This is a genomic window from Streptomyces sp. PH10-H1 (assembly GCF_030063355.1).
GTDB lineage: Bacteria > Actinomycetota > Actinomycetes > Streptomycetales > Streptomycetaceae > Actinacidiphila.
Window position 1 is genome coordinate 1 of sequence record NZ_JASISZ010000073.1, and the last position, 16,643, is coordinate 16,643.

The 16,643-nt window shown below is 71.9% G+C and carries 12 protein-coding genes; 6 read left to right on the top strand and 6 right to left on the bottom strand.

Annotated features, from left to right (window positions below; translation table 11 throughout):
• Positions 1-417 precede the first annotated feature (417 nt).
• On the top strand, positions 418-867 hold the full coding sequence (locus tag QMK24_RS32230) for a PTS sugar transporter subunit IIA (protein WP_283470404.1): 450 nt from the start codon (positions 418-420) through the stop codon (positions 865-867).
• 79 nt (positions 868-946) lie between these two features.
• Positions 947-2,617, top strand: coding sequence for a phosphoenolpyruvate--protein phosphotransferase (gene ptsP / locus QMK24_RS32235; RefSeq protein ID WP_283470405.1), 1,671 nt, complete (start codon positions 947-949; stop codon positions 2,615-2,617).
• Between the two features lie 65 nt (positions 2,618-2,682).
• Here the strand turns inward: ptsP and QMK24_RS32240 are convergent, their stop codons facing one another.
• Entirely contained in the window at positions 2,683-3,666 is a 984-nt protein-coding gene (locus QMK24_RS32240) for a DUF8829 domain-containing protein (protein ID WP_283470406.1), read from the bottom strand.
• Between the two features lie 21 nt (positions 3,667-3,687).
• The gene (locus QMK24_RS32245) at positions 3,688-4,995 is read right to left on the bottom strand and encodes an MFS transporter (protein ID WP_283470407.1); all 1,308 of its coding nucleotides are present in this window, start codon (positions 4,993-4,995) and stop codon (positions 3,688-3,690) included.
• Between the two features lie 46 nt (positions 4,996-5,041).
• On the opposite strand from QMK24_RS32245, the gene QMK24_RS32250 reads away from it, so the two are divergent.
• Both QMK24_RS32250 and QMK24_RS32255 read left to right on the top strand, forming a co-directional pair.
• On the top strand, positions 5,042-6,370 hold the full coding sequence (locus QMK24_RS32250) for an aminotransferase class I/II-fold pyridoxal phosphate-dependent enzyme (protein WP_283470408.1): 1,329 nt from the start codon (positions 5,042-5,044) through the stop codon (positions 6,368-6,370).
• 130 nt (positions 6,371-6,500) lie between these two features.
• Positions 6,501-8,063 (top strand): cellulose binding domain-containing protein, encoded by a 1,563-nt coding sequence (locus QMK24_RS32255; protein ID WP_283470409.1) that lies wholly within the window; start codon positions 6,501-6,503, stop codon positions 8,061-8,063.
• A 27-nt stretch (positions 8,064-8,090) separates the two neighbouring features.
• Here QMK24_RS32255 and QMK24_RS32260 read toward each other — a convergent pair whose 3' ends face one another.
• The gene (locus tag QMK24_RS32260; protein ID WP_283470410.1) at positions 8,091-10,100 is read right to left on the bottom strand and encodes an acetoacetate--CoA ligase; all 2,010 of its coding nucleotides are present in this window, start codon (positions 10,098-10,100) and stop codon (positions 8,091-8,093) included.
• Between the two features lie 222 nt (positions 10,101-10,322).
• On the opposite strand from QMK24_RS32260, the gene QMK24_RS32265 reads away from it, so the two are divergent.
• Positions 10,323-12,674, top strand: coding sequence for a glycoside hydrolase family 31 protein (locus QMK24_RS32265; RefSeq protein WP_283470411.1), 2,352 nt, complete (start codon positions 10,323-10,325; stop codon positions 12,672-12,674).
• A 33-nt stretch (positions 12,675-12,707) separates the two neighbouring features.
• On the opposite strand, the gene QMK24_RS32270 is transcribed toward QMK24_RS32265, so the two are convergent.
• Positions 12,708-13,301, bottom strand: a complete 594-nt coding sequence (locus QMK24_RS32270) for an NUDIX domain-containing protein (RefSeq protein ID WP_283470412.1) — start codon at positions 13,299-13,301, stop codon at positions 12,708-12,710.
• A gap of 111 nt (positions 13,302-13,412) precedes the next feature.
• On the opposite strand from QMK24_RS32270, the gene QMK24_RS32275 reads away from it, so the two are divergent.
• Complete coding sequence (locus QMK24_RS32275) at positions 13,413-14,168, top strand: M15 family metallopeptidase (protein ID WP_502962616.1); 756 nt, start codon at positions 13,413-13,415, stop codon at positions 14,166-14,168.
• Here the strand turns inward: QMK24_RS32275 and QMK24_RS32280 are convergent.
• Both QMK24_RS32280 and QMK24_RS32285 read right to left on the bottom strand, forming a co-directional pair.
• Positions 14,078-15,403, bottom strand: a complete 1,326-nt coding sequence (locus tag QMK24_RS32280) for an adenylosuccinate synthetase (RefSeq protein ID WP_283470415.1) — start codon at positions 15,401-15,403, stop codon at positions 14,078-14,080. The two genes, QMK24_RS32275 and QMK24_RS32280, sit on opposite strands and share 91 nt — an antisense overlap.
• Positions 15,404-15,618: 215 nt before the next feature.
• Positions 15,619-16,614, bottom strand: a complete 996-nt coding sequence (locus QMK24_RS32285) for a hypothetical protein (protein ID WP_283470416.1) — start codon at positions 16,612-16,614, stop codon at positions 15,619-15,621.
• Positions 16,615-16,643 lie beyond the last annotated feature (29 nt).

The window sequence follows — 16,643 nt, forward strand, 5'->3', positions numbered from 1 at the left end:
TCTACCAGACGCTTTCACGCCCGATTCCCAGCCGGCGGGAGTTCTACTTGTTCCTGCTTTAGCGTTTCTGCCTTTCGGCTTTCCCGCTGCACCCGACTTTAGCAGAAGCTTTCCATCGGATTTCCCGGCCCTTTCGAGACTGCCATTGCGGAAACATGCGTTTCCGCGGCACTCGTCGAGGCGGTTGTGTCAAGGTACTGGACGCCTCGGCCCGGTGCAAATCGGCTACTCGGGTCCTTCGGCCCTCCGTACCGACCTGACAGGGATGCCACACTTAGTGGTCGGGATCGATCACCCGATGGTCGGATCCGCTCGGGCGGAACCCTTACTTCACATGACTTAGGCTGCTCAAGCGGCATCGCCGTCCGGTAACAGGCAGTGACGGCGTCTTTGAGCTCCGCATCTAGGAGGCTTCCCATGACGACCGTTTCGTCACCCCTGGCCGGACGCGCCATCGGCCTCGCGGCTGTGCCGGACCCCGTGTTCTCCGGCGCGATGGTGGGCCCGGGCACCGCCATCGACCCCGCGCGCGAGCCTTCGACCGCGGTCTCTCCTGTCGACGGCGTCATCGTCTCCTTGCACCCGCACGCGTTCGTCGTGGTGGACGACGAGGGACACGGTGTCCTCACCCACCTGGGTATCGACACCGTGCAGCTCAATGGGGAGGGCTTTGAACTGCTCGTCGCGAAGGGCGACACCGTGAAGCGCGGGCAGGACGTCATCCGCTGGAACCCGGCCGCTGTCGAGGCCGCGGGCAAGTCTCCGGTGTGTCCCGTCGTGGCTCTCGAAGCCACCGCGGAGGCGCTGAGCGGAGTGGCCGAGGACGGCGACGTCGCCGCCGGCGCCCAGCTCTTCGTCTGGCAGTAACTTCCCGCTTTACCGCACGGGGGCGTCAGCAGTACTTACCCGACGGCATCGCCCGTCGCATTGACCGGAGACAGGTGAGATGGAGACAACGCTGCGAGGCGTCGGTGTCAGCCACGGTGTGGCGATCGGCGAGGTACGGCACATGGGTACCGCTGTTCTGGAACCCCCGGCCAAGCAGATCCCGGCGGAGGAGGCTCCGCGTGAGCAGGGCCGTGCCCGGCAGGCCGTGGAGGCCGTGGCCGCTGACCTGATCGCGCGTGGGAACCTGGCCGGCGGTGAGGCCCAGCATGTACTGGAGGCCCAGGCCATGATGGCCCAGGACCCCGAGCTGATGGCCGATGTCGAGCGCCGGATCGCGGTGGGCAGTTCCGCGGAACGCGCGGTGTACGACGCTTTCGCCTCCTACCGTGCACTGCTGGCCAACGCGGGCGAGTACCTGGCCGGCCGGGTGGCCGATCTGGACGATGTCCGCAACCGCATCGTGGCCCGGCTTCTCGGTGTGCCGATGCCGGGTGTGCCGGACAGCGACGAGCCGTACGTACTGATCGCGCGCGATCTGGCGCCGGCGGACACCGCGCTGCTCGACCCGACTCTGGTCCTCGGTTTCGTCACCGAGGAGGGCGGGCCGACCAGCCACAGCGCGATCCTGGCGCGTGCCCTGGGGGTGCCGGCCGTGGTGGCGATGCCCGGCGCGGGCGAGATCGCCGAAGGCACCGTCATCGCGGTGGACGGCAGCACCGGCGAGCTCTTCGTCAACCCGAGCGCGGAGAAGCGCGCGGAGCTGGAAGAAGCCGCCGCCGCCCGCAAGGCCTCACTGTCGGCGACCTCCGGTCCCGGTGCGACCTCCGACGGTCACAAGGTGCCGCTGCTCGCCAATATCGGCGGTCCCGGCGATGTGCCCGCGGCTCTGGAGGCCGGCGCCGAGGGTGTGGGCCTGTTCCGCACCGAGTTCCTCTTCCTCGACGATTCCGCGAAGGCGCCGTCGGAGGAGAAGCAGATCGAGGCGTATCGCAAGGTCCTCGAGGCGTTCCCCGGGGGCCGCGTGGTCGTGCGGGTGCTCGACGCCGGCGCCGACAAGCCGCTGGACTTCCTCACCCCCGCCGACGAGCCGAACCCGGCGCTGGGTGTGCGGGGTCTGCGGTCGCTGCTGGAGCACCCCGATGTGCTGCAGACGCAGCTGCGGGCGTTGGCCAAGGCGGTCGAGGGCCTGCCGGTCCACCTCGAGGTCATGGCGCCGATGGTGGCCGACCGCATCGACGCCAAGGCGTTCGCCGATGCGTGCCGTGAGGCGGGTCTGCAGGCGAAGTTCGGCGCGATGGTGGAGATTCCCTCGGCGGCGCTGCGGGCACGCTCCATCCTCCAGGAGGTCGAGTTCCTGTCACTGGGCACCAACGACCTGGCGCAGTACACCTTCGCGGCCGACCGGCAGGTCGGCGCGGTCTCGCGGCTGCAGGACCCGTGGCAGCCGGCGCTGCTCGACCTGGTGGCGGCGTCGGCGGACGCGGCCAGGGCCGAGGGCAGGAGCTGTGGCGTCTGCGGCGAGGCGGCTGCCGACCCGCTGCTGGCCTGTGTGCTCACGGGTCTGGGTGTGACCAGCCTTTCCATGGGTGCGGCGTCCATTCCCTATGTGCGCGCCACGCTGGCGAAGTACACGCTGGCGCAGTGCGAGCGGGCCGCGGCCGCGGCCCGTGCGACCGACACCGCTGACGAGTCGCGCCGCGCGGCGCAGGCGGTGCTGTCCGGCGAGTGACAACCTGGCAGCTCCGAGGGGCGTTCCACCGGTGGTCGGTGGAACGCCCCTCGGCGTAGGCCGGGTCAGCCGCCCGGTGGCGGCCGAAGGGGCAGACCGGGGCGGTAGGCGACGCCGGGTTCCGGGGGTACCGGTTCGCCGGTTTCGGCGTCGGTGCAGTAGGCGTTGAAGACTTCCGCCTCGGTGAGCGGGTGCGGCCAGCCGTCGTGCAGCGACCAGCCGCGAACCTCGTCGCCGCCGTCGGCGCCGGTGGTGCGGACGACGATGCCACCTGGGCTGTCACTTACGGCTGCCGCGGCGAGCACCGTGCAGAACACGAGTGCGTCGGCCTCCACGAAGTGGACCTGGCCGTCCGCATGGCAGTCCGTGGTCAGGACGGCGAGCAGGGGGCTGTCGCCCAGCGGGACGCTGCAGACCGCGTGGTGGGTGCCCGTTCCGACAGCTTCGATGAGTCTCATCAGGGCCTGGGAGGCCCGTTCGAAGGCGGCGTGGCCGACATCGCGGCCGCCGTCCGTACTGCCTCCCGCGGTGGTGAGCACCTCGGTGGCGCGGTCCCAGACCGCCTGCCGGTCGGTTTCGTGGGCCAGTTGGGCGATGAGCCGGGGCACTGGCTGTCCGGTGTAGGCGACGGCGGCGCCGCCCGCCGTGATGTCGGCGGTGTAGCGGGCGCGGGCGGCTGGGGTGTCCGGGTCCTGTCCGGTGTCGGCGCAGTACTCCGCGTACTCGCCAGGATCGAAGAGGGTCACGGTGACGAACAGGCCCTGGGAGGCCAGCGACCGCAGCAGGCCGTCCATCTGCCGCAGATATCGTGGATGGTCCTCGAACGCGAAGGGGAAGCCGCGGTAGCGGCGCATCGCGGCGAAGTCCCGTTCGCCGGCCAGCAGCGCGACGATGCTGGGCGCCTCACGGCGCAGGGCGCGCCGCCCGCTCGTACGGCGTGGTGTCCTCCCGCGCGAACGGTCCCGTGAGCGCTCCGGTGAACAGCTGCCTGACCGGTCCCGTGAACGGCCGCTCGTCCGGCGGGTGTTCCTGTTCCTGGTGTGTGCCATGGCTCCCCCTCGGCGCAACGATCATTGCTCACTCACCGTAACCGGAGCCTCGGACAATGCGGCCCGATCCGTCACGGAGTGGGTGGATCCCAGGCGTCGGAGCACCATGCGCTTCTGTACGAGGGCGGTCGCGGCGAGCGCCGCGCCGAAGCCGAGCCAGCCGAGCGGGCCGCCCGCGATGACGGCGGACGTCATGATCAGTGGCCCCGCGGCACGTTCGGTGGCCTGGGCGAGTCCGTGGACACCGACGTACGCGCCCTGCGCGTCGTCCGGTGCCAGGGCCACGGACAGCTCCCACGAGACGGTGGCCTGGAACATCTCCACGAAGGTGAAGGCCACGGCGGCGACCAGCAGAGCCGCGGTCGCCGCCCAGCGGGCGTCGACGACGGAGGCGGCCACCGCGGCTCCGCCGAGGAGGTAGCACGCGGCGACCTGACGCAAGGTCATGGCGGCGAGCCGCGGGGTGCGGCCATGGCGGGAGAGCCGGACCTGGAGGAGCACCACGACGACGGTGTTGATGACGAAGAGCAGCGCGGCGAGTCCGTGTGGGGCGGTGGTGGCGCTGATGATCCACAGCGGCATGCCGACGCGCAGCACGGAACCGTCGAGGAACAGCAGTGCGTCGGTGGCGGCGTAGGCGAGGTATCCGCGGTCGCGCCAGGGGTTCGGCGCTGCCTCGGGACGGCCGGCGGCGGGACGGCCGGCGGCGGGACGGCCGGCGGCTGCGCGGGCCGGTGCCGAGGTCCTGACCGTACGGGTCGCCGACGGGGGCTCGGTGCAGCGCGCGACCAGAACGGCGACGACGCAGAAGGAGAGGGCGTCGCCGAGCAGGAGGCCCCGGTAGACGCCGGTGCTGCCGAAGGCGATGCCGGCCGAGGCGCCGAGACCGCCGACCGTGTAGCCGACGTTGACGACGGTGCGCTGGACCGCCTGGTAGCGGGAGCGGTCGGGTCCGGCGACCCGGGCGGCGTAGAGCTTGGTGAGTACGGAGGCGGAGCGTTCGCCGAAGCTGCCCACGGCCACGAGCGGCAGGAGTTGCCAGAAGCCGTGGGCGGCGAGGACGAGCAGGGCGGAGGCGCCGCGCACTATCTGGACGGCGAGCAGCAGCCGGGTGAGCGGGAAGCGGTCGGCGAGCCGCCCGGCGAGAGGCGAGCCCGCGATGCCGACGGCTCCGGCCAGCGCGAGGAGCAGGCCGACCTGGCCGGCGCTCAGGTCCGCGACGACGATGAAGTACAGGGCCGTCACGCTCACCCAGAGACCGGATCCGGTCTTGTCGACGAGATTGATCCAGAGCATCCGGCGGCCGTCACGGCCTCCTGGGATCTGCATCTGTTCCCCCTTGACGCGAATTTTGTATTGGTACATACTGTTCAATGTGGCAACACAATATGCGATCAGCGGTACGACCGCCAAGGGGATTGCCGCGTCCGTCGAACGGGCGGTCGCGGCCGGCTCGTTGGCGCCCGGCAGCGCCATGCCGCCGGTGCGCCGGCTCGCCGGGGATCTCGGAGTGAGTCCCGGCACCGTGGCCACGGCGTACAAGGAGCTGCGGCAGCGCGGGATCGTGCTGACCCGCGGGCGGGGCGGCACGGTGATCGCCGAGGCCCCCGCCGTCGGAACGAGCGGCTCGCGCAGGCCCCCGAAGACCCCGGAAGGCGTACGGAGTCTGGCCGGCGGCCACCCCGACCCGGCGTTCCTGCCCGATCTCCTGCCACCGTCCCGGGTGACGCCGGGACCCGGGTCGCACCGGACCTCGCCCCGGCTGCCGGAGCTGGAGGCGGTGGCCCGTCGCTGGTTCGAGCGCGACGGCGTACCGGCCGGGCAGGTGACGTTCGCCCATGGGGCGCTGGACTGCATCGGGCGGCTGCTGTCGGCCGAACTGCGGCCGGGCGACGCCGTGGCCATGGAGGATCCGGGCTTCCACCGACTGCTGGACCTGGCACCGGCGCTCGGGCTGCGCATCATCCCGGTCCCGGTGGACGACGACGGCATGCGGCCGGAGGCGCTGCGGGCCGCGCTGCGGGCCGGGGCGCGGTCGGTGGTGTGCATGCCGCGCTCCCAGAGCCCGCTGGGGGCGTGCTTCTCCGAGCGGCGGCGGGCGGAGCTGCTGGCGGTGCTGGCCGCCGCACCCGAGGTCCTGGTCATCGAGGACGACTACACGGCGGACACCTCCGGGGTCGGCCTGCACTCCCTCACCACCGGCGGACTCCCCCGCTGGGCCCAGGTCAGAACCGTGTCCAAGCATCTGGGCAGCGACCTGCGGTGGGCCGCGCTCGCCTGCGACGAGACATCGCTGGCCCGGCACGACGGACTGCTGCTGCTCACCTCGGGGTGGGTGAGCCATGTGCTGCAGGAGACGGTGCTGCGGCTGCTGACGGATCCGGCGACATCCGAGCTGGTGGCGCGGGCCGAGGCCGCGTACACCGCTCGCCGGGAGGCGCTGATCGGCGAGCTGGGGCGACGCGGGATCGCCGCGCACGGCCGCAGCGGGCTGAATGTCTGGGTGCCGGTCAGGGACGAGTCGGCGGTGGTCAACGGACTGCGGTCGCACGGGTGGTGGGTCGCGGGCGGGGCACGGTTCCGCACCGCGTCGGCGCCCGGGGTGCGGATCACCACGGCCGCCCTGCCGGAGGCCGAGGCGGTCCGGCTGGCGGACGATTTCGCGGCGGTGCTGGGCGAGTCCGAGAGCACGTACGGGGGCTGACGGATCGTCCCGTGGAGGCCGACGGACCGCCCTACGGAGATTGACGGGTCGTCGATGACTCTTGACGTGCACCTGAAGGTCAAGTATTCACGTACTGGGCGGCATTGGTACAGACCTATGGGAGTCCAGCATGCGAAGATCCCTCACGCTCGTCCTGGCACTGTTCGGGACGCTCGTCCTGTTCCTCTCATCGCCCGCCACCGCCGCGGGCGGCGTCTCGGCGGCCTTCACCAAGACCTCGGACTGGGGCTCCGGCTACCAGGCCCAGTACCAGATCACCAATGGCAGCGGTTCCACTCTGACCAGCTGGAAGGTGGAGTTCGACCTCCCGTCCGGGAGCACGGTCGGCAGCTACTGGGACGCGTTGCTCACCCAGAGCGGATCGCACTTCACGTTCACCAACCGGGACTACAACGGCACTCTGACGCCGGGCGCTTCCGCGATCTTCGGCTGGGTCGGCGCCGGCGCGGCCACGCCGCTCAACTGCAAGCTGAACGGCGGCTCCTGCGACGCGGGCGGCGGAGGCGGGGACACCACTCCGCCGTCGGTGCCCGGCGGGGTCACCATCGGCTCCGCCACCGGCTCCTTACTTACGGTGCACTGGACGGCCTCCACCGACGACTCCGGATCGGTCGCCGGCTACGAGGTCTCCCGCGACGGCGCCTCCCCCGTAGCCGTCACCGGGACCTCGTACACCGCCACCGGGCTGCAGCCCACCACGACGTACAGCTTCCGGATCAGGGCCAAGGACGCCGCGGGCAACACCTCGGCGTACAGCGCGGCCGTCAGCGGCACCACCAGCACGGGCGGTGGCTCCGGGACCGTGCACACCGCCCCGTACGTCGACATGGGAGCCTGGCCGACGCCGAGCATGCCCGACATGGCCTCAGCGAGCGGGCTGAGGAGCTTCACCATGGCCTTCATCACCGCCTCGGGCTGCAAGGCCATGTGGTTCAACGCCTATGATCCGCGCGCCGGATGGGCGAAGGACCAGGTCGACGCCATCCGGGCGGTCGGCGGCGATGTGAAGATCTCCTTCGGCGGCGCCTCCGGTTCCGAACTGGCCCAGGCCTGCACCACCGTGGACTCGCTCTACGCCGAGTACGACGCCGTCGTCAACGCCTACGGCCTGACCTACGCCGACTTCGACATCGAAGGCGCCGCCACCGCCGACCCCGCCTCCATCAGCCGCCGCTCGCAGGCGCTGGCCCGACTCCAGCAGGCGCACCCCGGGCTGCGGATCTCGCTGACCCTTCCGGTGCTCCCCGAGGGCCTGACGGCCGACGGGATCACCCTCGTGAAGTCCGCGCGCGACGCGGGCGTCACCCTCGACGTCGTCAACGTCATGGCGATGGACTACTACCGCGCCACCGACTACGGCGACGCGGCCGTCCAGGCGGCGCAGAGCACCCAGGCGCAGCTCAGGACCCTCTACCCCGGCAAAACCGACGCGCAGCTGTGGGCCATGACCGGCGTCACCCCGATGCTCGGCCAGAACGACGACGGGCACATCTTCGACCAGACGGACTCCCGACAGCTCGTGTCGTTCGCCCAGGGCAAGCACCTGGGCGTGCTCGGCTTCTGGGAGACGACCCGCGATCGCAACGCCTGCAACGGGGCGCTGTACATGTGCACCAACGTCCCGCAGACGCCCTATGAGTTCTCAAAGATCTTCGCCCAGTACACCGGCTGACCGACCACACGAGCACGGCAAGCGCTTCTACGGGCGGCGGTCCCTGGCCAGCCGCTCGTAGAAGCGCAGCACCTCCATGTCGTCGACGGACCCGGGGTTGACCGCCTTGTCCAGCGTGGTGCCCTGCATCAGGCGCTTGACGGGGACCTCGATGCGCTTGCCGGTGAGGGTGTGGGGAACACCGGGGACGGCGATGATCTCGTCGGGCACATGGCGCGGGGAGAGCTCACTGCGGATCACGGCCTTGATGCGGCCGCGCAGTTCGTCGTCGAGCGTGGCGCCCTCCGCGAGCTGGACGAACAGCGGCATCCAGTAACCGCCGTCCGGCTGCTCGACGCCGAGGACGAGGGACTCGCGGATCTCCGGGAGGCGTTCGACAGCCTCGTAGATGTCGGCCGATCCCATCCGGACGCCCTGCCGGTTCAGGGTGGAGTCGGAGCGGCCGTGGATGATCACGGTGCCGCGGGCGGTGATGGTGATCCAGTCGCCGTGCCGCCACACACCCGGGAACATGTCGAAGTAGCTCTCGCGGTAGCGGACGCCCTCGGGGTCGTTCCAGAACCGCACCGGCATCGACGGCATGGGGTTGGTGACGATCAGCTCGCCGACCTCGTCGATGACGGGCTTGCCGTCCACGTCCCAGGCCTGCAGGTCGGTGCCGAGCGAAGCCGCCTGCAGCTCCCCGATGTAGACGGGAAGGGTGGGGACACCGCCCGCGAAGCAGCTGCACACATCGGTGCCGCCGCTGACGGAGGCGATCCAGACGTCCTCCTTGACCTCGTCGTGGATCCAGCGGAAGCCGTCGGGCGGCAGCGGGGAGCCCGTCGAGGCGACGCACTTCACCGCCGAGAGATCGAAGTCACGGCCGGGACGGACACCGGCCTTGCGGCAGGCCATGACGTACGCGGCGGAGGTGCCGAAGACGGTGGCCCCGGTCCGCTCGGCGATCCGCCACTGGGCGCCGGTGTCGGGGTGGCCGGGGCTGCCGTCGTAAAGGACGACGGTGGCGCCGGCCAGCAGACCCGACACCAGGAAGTTCCACATCATCCAGCCCGTGGAGGTGTACCAGAAGAAGCGGTCACCCGGGCCCAGATCCATGTGCAGACCGGTCTGCTTGAGGTGCTCGAGCAGGATGCCGCCCTGCGACTGCACGATGGCCTTGGGCAGGCCGGTGGTGCCCGAGGAGTACAGCACCCACAGCGGATGGTCGAAGGGCACCTGCGCGTAGCGGGGTTCCGTGTCGTCGGAGACGACGGTGTCCCAGTCCAGCGCACCGTCGGGCGCCGGGGTCCCCAGCAGCGGGATGTGGATGACGGCGCGCAGTGAGGGCAGCTCGGCACGCAGTTCGGCGACGCTCTGCGTCCGGTCGTGCTCCTTGCCTCCGTAGCGGTAGCCGTCGACCGCGAACAGGACGACGGGCTCGACCTGCTGGAAGCGGTCCAGGACGCTGCGGGCGCCGAAGTCCGGGGCACAGGAGGTCCATACCCCGCCCACGGCGGCGGTGGCGAGCAGCGCGACGACGGCCTGCGGGATGTTGGGCAGATAGCCGCTGACCCGGTCGCCGGGGGTGACGCCGAGGCCGCGGAGCCGGCCGGCGACGGAGGCGACCTGGCGGCTCAGCTCGGCCCAGCTGGTCCCGACGGGTTCGGAGCGTTCGTCGAGGTGGATGAGGGCGGGGGCGTCGGCGCGCTCCGGGTCCAGGGCGGCGCGCAGCGCGTGCTCGGCGTAGTTGAGGGCCGAGCCGGTGAACCACTGGGCGCCCGGCATGGACGCGTCGGCGAGTACGGCCTCGTAGGCGGTGGAGAAGCGCACCTCGAACCAGTCGGCGACGGCCCCCCAGAACGTCGCGGACTCCCGGACCGACCAGGCGTGCAGTGCCTGGTAGCTCGCGATCGGGTCCGCCGGATCGCCGGCCGGGGCCCCGCGGTGCTCGGCGGCCCAGGCCTGGAAGCGGGTGATCCGCGCTCCGGCGACACGGTCGGGGCCGGGGGTCCACAGGGGCTCCGGGGCGTGGGCGGGCTCGGTCGTGGTGCTCATGGGGCGGCTCCCGGACGGTACGGCGTCGTCGCTTTGTGTGCGGCTGGACCCTGCGCGGGCGGAATGTCCTACGGCAGGGCTGGGCAGGACGATGCCATGTGATCGTCTCCGGCGCCAGGGCGGGACCCCCACAACGGGGAATGCCGCGATGTGCTTCGCCTACAGGTGAACGCTGGCTGAACGGGCGGTAAGGCGGCCGGGAGCAGTGGAAGGGTAAGCACTATGGATGCTGGGGACCTGGTGCGGTCGGTACGGATGGTGGGGTCCGCGAACGGTCTGCGGACGGTGCGGTCCGCGTGGCGCCGGCAGCGGACCGATGCGCGGGACCTGCCGCGGCGGGGTGCGGAACGGGCCCGGGTGCCCGGTCCCGCGCAGAGCGTGGAGCCGATGCCGGGCGGCGGGGTGGTGCGGTTCGCGCGCTCGTCGCTGCGGGTGCGGGTCGCGGTGGGCGGCGCGGTGTTCTGCGGCTGGGAAGGGGCGGAACCGGAGCCCTCGTACGCGCTGGCGGCCGGCTGCCCCGCGGTGGACGCGCGGGTCGAGCTGGAGCTGGACAAGGACGGCTGGCGGGTGGTGTCGGAGCGCGTCACGGTGCTGGTGTCGCGCCATGGCGCCGTGGAGTTCCGTACCCCCGGCGGTGTGCTGCTGCGGCGGGACCTGCCGCCCCGCTGGTGGGATCCGGCGGGCCGGGAACCGGGCGACGGCACGCGCTGGGTGCAGCGCTCGGAGACCGCCGCGGACGCGTGCGTGTTCGGCCTGGGCGGCCGGGCGGGCGGGCCCCGGCTCCGGGAGGGCTCGTACCGGCTGTGGAACACCGACCCGGGCGGTTCCTTCGAACCGGGCGACGACCCGCTGTACATCACCATGCCGGTGCAGCTGGTGGTCGCGGACGCGAGCTGCCATCTGGTCTTCCACGACAACACATGGGACGGACAGGTGACGCTGCGGGAGGGCGAGGAGGGCGCGGGCTCCGGGCACGACCGGCCCGGTGGCTGCGAGCTGCGGATCGACGGCGGACCGCTGCGCTACTGGGTGCTGACCGGCACCCCGGCCCGGATCCTGGCGGGCTGGACGGCGCTGACCGGCCGGCCCGCGCTGCCGCCGCGTTGGGCGCTGGGCTACCAGCACTCGCGGTGGGGCTTCGGAGACGAGCGGGAGGTCCGCAGGGTCGCGGCCGGGTTCCGGGAGCGCGATCTGCCGTTGTCGGCACTGCATCTGGACATCGACCACTACGACGGGCACCGGGTGTTCACCGTGGACCGGGAGCGGTTCCCCGATCTGCCGGGGCTCGCCGCGGATCTGCGGCGTGACGGGGTGCGGCTGGTGTCGATCATCGATCCCGCGGTGAAGGCGGAACCGGGCAACGCGGTCTACGACAGCGGGACGGCGGCCGGGGCGTTCGTCCGCGACACCCGGGGCCGGGAGGTGCGCGGCGTGGTGTGGCCGGGCGAGGCGGTCTACCCGGACTTCACCGATCCGCGAGCCCGCAAGTGGTGGGGCGGGCTGTACGCGGAGCGGCTGGCGCAGGGCTTCGCCGGGGTGTGGCACGACATGAACGAGCCGGTGTCCTTCACCGCGTTCGGCGAGCCGACCCTGCCGCGCTCGGCCCGGCACGCCCTGGAGGGCCGGGGCGGCGACCATCGCGAGGCCCACAACGTCTACGGGCTGGCGATGGCCCGGGCCGGATACGAGGGACTGCGGGAACTGGCGCCGGACGCCCGCCCGTTCCTCTTCTCGCGCTCCGGCTGGGCGGGGATGCAGCGGTACGGCGGGACGTGGTCGGGGGATGTGGCCACCGGCTGGGCCGGACTGCGCGCCTCGCTCTCGCTGGTGCTCGGACTGGGACTGTGCGGGGTGCCGTACTCCGGCCCCGACGTCGGCGGCTTTACCGGCTCGCCCTCGCCCGAGCTGTATCTGCGGTGGTTCCAGCTGGGCGCCTATCTGCCGTTCTTCCGCACCCATTCGGCGATCACGGCGGGCCGGCGCGAGCCGTGGGAGTTCGGGCCGCAGGTGGCGGAGTACGCGGCCGACGCGCTGCACGAACGGCAGCGGCTGCTGCCCTACTTCGACACACTCGCCCATCTGGCGCGGCGTACCGGAGCGCCGTACGTACGGCCGCTGTGGTGGAACGACCCGGAGGACCGCAAGCTGCGCGGCTGCGGGGACGCCTTCCTGCTGGGGGACGCGCTGCTGGTGGCACCGGTCCTGGAGCGCGGATCGGTCACCCGGGCGGTCCGGCTGCCGCGCGGCCGCTGGTACGACACGGCGACCGGTGCCGCGCACGAAGGCCCGGGCCAAATCCTGGTCGACGCGCCGCTCGGGCGGACCGTGGTACTGGCGCGGGCCGGCGCCGTACTGCCGGTGACGGGCGCGGACGGCGCCGTGGAACTGGAGGCGTGGGCGCCGGCGGCGGGGCGCACCGGCGGCGGGATCGTGTTCACCGATGACGGGGACGGCTGGGCGGAGCCGCGGGTCGAGCGTTTCACCACCCGGCTGGCGGACGGGCAGGTGGTGGTGGAGCGCGACGGCGGGGGCGAGGTGGGCTACCGGGTGCGGGTACGGGGGCTGTCGGAGTGACGGTCCCCTACCCCGGCCCGGCGGCCCACGTCCTCAACAGGCGTGCGGGTCCGTGCGGTTCGCCCGGCTCAGCGGGCCCCGTGCCGCGCCTCGTGCCGCGCCTCGTATCCGCGCCTCGTATCCGCCGCCGAACCAGCGCCGGACCGCCAGGGTGTGCAGCGGGAACGCCAACTCGGCCGGGGCGTCCAGTACGTCCCAGCCCTCGGTCTCGTCGGTGGACACCGACGCCGGCAGCTCTGCGGCGTGCCGCGCGGGCAGCAGCCCGAAAACGAGCAGATAGCCGCCCTGCTCATCGGTGAGGACGTCGGCGAGCGTGACGTCCGCCGCGGCGGCCACGATGCCGGTCTCCTCGGCGAGTTCCCTGATCACGGCCTGCTCCCAGCTCTCACCGTGGTCGATGAATCCGCCCGGGAGGGCGAGCAGTCCGCGCCCGGGCTCGATGGTGCGCCGGATGACGGCGAGCCCGGTGCCCGACTCCCGGCGGACGGGGAGCAGGGCGACGGCGACCGGCAGCGGATTGCGGTAGGCGGTCGCACCGCAGGCGGCGCAGGTGCGCGGCCAGCCTGCGGCGGGGCCGAACGCCGTTCCGCAGGAGGTGCAGTGGGAATCCTTCTCGCGACGTGGCACGCCGGGACTGTATCCGACCACTCCGCCCCCAGCGCGCCCAGGTGACCTGGTGACCTGGTGACCTGGTGACCGCCATCCGCGTATGACATCCACCCGACAAACGGAGGCCCCGTGCCGAGACTCGCGACCATGATCCGTACGCTCACCGTGTCCGTCGTGACCCTGATCGCCGTCACCGCCGGTACCACCACCGCGCCGGCGCAGGCGCCGGCCAGGTCCGGGCCCAAGGCGCCCCCGGAGTTCGTGGCCCTGCGCGATATCGACCCGACGATCATCCAGGAGATCCGCTACTTCACTCCGCACAATTTCGTCGGGGTGCCCATCGACGGCTACCGGCAGCCCATCTGCCTGCTCACCCGGCCGGCCGCCGAGGCCCTGCACGCGGCGCAGCGGAAACTGCTGCGCCGCGGCTACTCGCTCAAGGTGTACGACTGCTACCGGCCGCAGCGCGCCGTCGACCACTTCGTGGCGTGGGCGAAGGATCTCGACGACCAGCGGATGAAGAGCGAGTTCTATCCCCATGTCGATAAGTCGCGGCTGTTCGAGGACGGTTACATCGCGGAGAAGTCCGGACACAGCCGGGGCAGCACCATGGACCTGACCATCGTGCGGCTGTCGGGCGGGAGCGTCGACATGGGCACTCCGTTCGACTACTTCGACACGCTCTCCCACACTCTGGACCCGCGGATCCAGGGCGAGCAGCGGAAGAACCGGCTGTTCCTCAAGGGCACCCTCGAAGGGCTGGGCTTCGTCAACCTCGCCGAGGAGTGGTGGCACTACACATACACGCCGGAGCTCTTCCCCGGCACGTACTTCGACTTCCCGGTCTCCCGGAGGTCCTTGACGTCCGCACACGTCGGCCCGTAGGACTCCAGGACGACGGGCGCGGACAGCGCCTCGCCGACGGCATCCGACCACGCGGCCGGGTCGGGGCCGGGCGTGTCCCAGACGGCCGGCCTGGCCGCCGCCAGGGCGGCGGTCAGTTCGGCCCGGCGCACGAGATCACCCGGCGGGACGGACGGGCCGGCCGGGAGGCGTTCGACGAGCCGGCCGTCCATCCCGTAGGCGCGGGCGATGCGCAGTCCCGGGCAGCGGGCGGGCGCGTCGAGGTGGGTGACCGCCAGCGCGTCCACTCCCCCGCAGACCTCGGCGGCGTAGGCGTGCGCCACCGCGTCGAAGTGGCCGGTGCGGAAGGCTCCTTGCCAGCGGCCGTGGCCGTTGTGCGGTTCTGGCAGTTCGCGGGCCAGTTCCGGGTCCTCGGTGACCAGCGGGCCGGGTCCGTGCCGAGTGGTGTAGGTACGGACGACGCCGAGCCGGAGCGCCGCGCCCGCGCCGCCCGCGCTGTTCGCCTCGGCCAGCAGCGTCTCGGCGTTGGCGAAGGTGGTGGTCGACCAGGTGGTGTAGGGGTGGAAGCCGTGCCATTCGTCGAGCAGGACGCCCTGCGCGCCCTCGAAGACGACCGGCCCTTCGGCCAGCAGCCTCGCGAGGTGCCCGTCGTCGGTGAGGGTCACCGAGCGCGCGAAGGCCGCGAAGGCTTCCGCGCAGTGCTCGACGGGCGGGGCCGGCAGCCGCCCCAGTTCGTCGGACAATCGGTCGCGCAGCAGGGCGAGTTTGCGCAGCAGGCGGGGGCGGGACGTGCAGTCGCCCACCCGGGGCGCGTCCTCGGGGTGGGTGAGCGCGTAGGCCGCGGTCTCGCCGATGCCCATGCCGCAGGAGCCGTGCCGGGACCCGCCGCGGGCCTGTTCACGCAGTCGGTTGGCGGCCGCGTGGTATGGGGTGGTGAGCGCGGCGTGCCGGTCGACGGTGAACAGCGCGAGCGGGTCGGGGATGCCGAGTGCGGCCAGATGGTCCGCCTCGGCGGCCAGCGCGAGCGGGTCGACGAGCATGAAGCGGGACAGGTGGGTGGGCGTCCCGTGCAGGGTGCCGGAGCCGAACTGGGCGAAGGTGTGGTGGCGTCCGTCGGGCGTGACGACGTTGTGCGCGGCCTGGGCGCCGCCGTTGAAGCGGACCACCGCGCGGACCGGCTCCGCCGAGCAGAGCCGGTCCACGACGACGCCCTTGCCGGCGTCGCCGTACCCGAGATCGACGACGATGGTGTGCATGTCCCCTCCGGGGCGGTTCGTTTGGGTCGGGGCGCGGTGGGTCGGGTTGCGGGGCGCTGTGGGTCGGGTTGCGGGACGCGGTCGAAGGGCGGGGTCCCGCCGGGGTATCTCCTCGGGCGGCGAACGCGCGTGTAGTCGGCCAAGCTGCGGCCGGCTTCGTTCGCCGTCCTGCGGGGACACCCCGCCGTGCCCCCTCCGGCGCGTCCCGGCTCAGCTCACAGACGCGTTGTGCCGCCGGCCGGGGTGGGTCCCGCTCCGTCGATCAGCGACTCCGAGACAGCCACGGCGCCGGGGTCCCGGCCGATCGAGGCGAGAGCCTTTCCGACGGAGGCTCCCGCGTCCGATCCGATGTCGTCGAGGTCGGCGAGCCCTTCGGCGAGATCGATGGCCTCCTCGCCCAGGCCGATGGTGAGTGCGATCGTCTCGCAGACCGCGTCCAGGTCGTCGAGTTCGAGTACGTTCTGGCCCAGCAGCTTGCGCCACAGTCCGAGGACCTCGGTGTTGCCGACGTAGGAGGAGCCCGCCGGGAGGATGTAGTACACGTCGAACTTTCGTTGCAGTTCGGGGATGATCGCGGTGATCGGGATGTCCTCGGTGAGTTTGTCGCCGATCACGCTTCGGACCTCGCGGGCCTTGACCTTGCCGTACGGCATCTCGTCCCCGATGAGGAAGAGGTAGCCGCGGCGGCCGCGCTTCTCATGGCAGTCGATCGAGGTGTGGCGGGCCATCGCGTACATGGCGAGCTCGTACGATTCGGTCATCTGTCCACCACCGCCGCCCTCCAGCAGGATGTTGCCGAGGTCGGCGTCCATCCGGTTGTCGGACTCGAACTGGCCAAGCTGGAGCGGTACCCGGTCGCAGGTGGCGTCGCCCACCGCGCCGAAGAGGATCTGCGGGTGCTCGACGTACCCCTTGCGGAGCAGCAGGCCGAAGAGTTCGGGGAGTTTGGTCTGCAGCGTCTGCGGGACGGACCGCATCGATCCGGTGACGTCGAAGAGCACCGAGATGGCGACCGAGGCCGGGTGCTCCGCGGAGTCGCGGCTCTCGCGGACGGTGAGGTCCTTGGGATCGAGGGACGGGTGCGCCGTCCAGGAGCCGCGCGGGTCGGACGAGGTGACGCGGTCGCTGTAGGCGAAGGGGCCGGCACCGGACGCGGCGCGGTAGCGCGCGGCGGCGTCGTAGACATTGGTGGACCAGCTTCCGCTGCCCATGGTGTTCCCCCTAGTTGTGTGTGGGTGTG

What these genes read in the sequence shown, in the direction of transcription:
- QMK24_RS32230 (WP_283470404.1), top strand. Translation starts at nt 418, where the DNA reads ATGACGACCGTTTCGTCACCCCTGGCCGGACGCGCCATCGGCCTCGCG.
- ptsP (WP_283470405.1), top strand. Translation starts at nt 947, where the DNA reads ATGGAGACAACGCTGCGAGGCGTCGGTGTCAGCCACGGTGTGGCGATC.
- QMK24_RS32240 (WP_283470406.1), bottom strand. Translation starts at nt 3,666, where the DNA reads ATGGCACACACCAGGAACAGGAACACCCGCCGGACGAGCGGCCGTTCA.
- QMK24_RS32245 (WP_283470407.1), bottom strand. Translation starts at nt 4,995, where the DNA reads ATGCAGATCCCAGGAGGCCGTGACGGCCGCCGGATGCTCTGGATCAAT.
- QMK24_RS32255 (WP_283470409.1), top strand. Translation starts at nt 6,501, where the DNA reads ATGCGAAGATCCCTCACGCTCGTCCTGGCACTGTTCGGGACGCTCGTC.
- QMK24_RS32260 (WP_283470410.1), bottom strand. Translation starts at nt 10,100, where the DNA reads ATGAGCACCACGACCGAGCCCGCCCACGCCCCGGAGCCCCTGTGGACC.
- QMK24_RS32265 (WP_283470411.1), top strand. Translation starts at nt 10,323, where the DNA reads ATGGATGCTGGGGACCTGGTGCGGTCGGTACGGATGGTGGGGTCCGCG.
- QMK24_RS32280 (WP_283470415.1), bottom strand. Translation starts at nt 15,403, where the DNA reads ATGCACACCATCGTCGTCGATCTCGGGTACGGCGACGCCGGCAAGGGC.
- QMK24_RS32285 (WP_283470416.1), bottom strand. Translation starts at nt 16,614, where the DNA reads ATGGGCAGCGGAAGCTGGTCCACCAATGTCTACGACGCCGCCGCGCGC.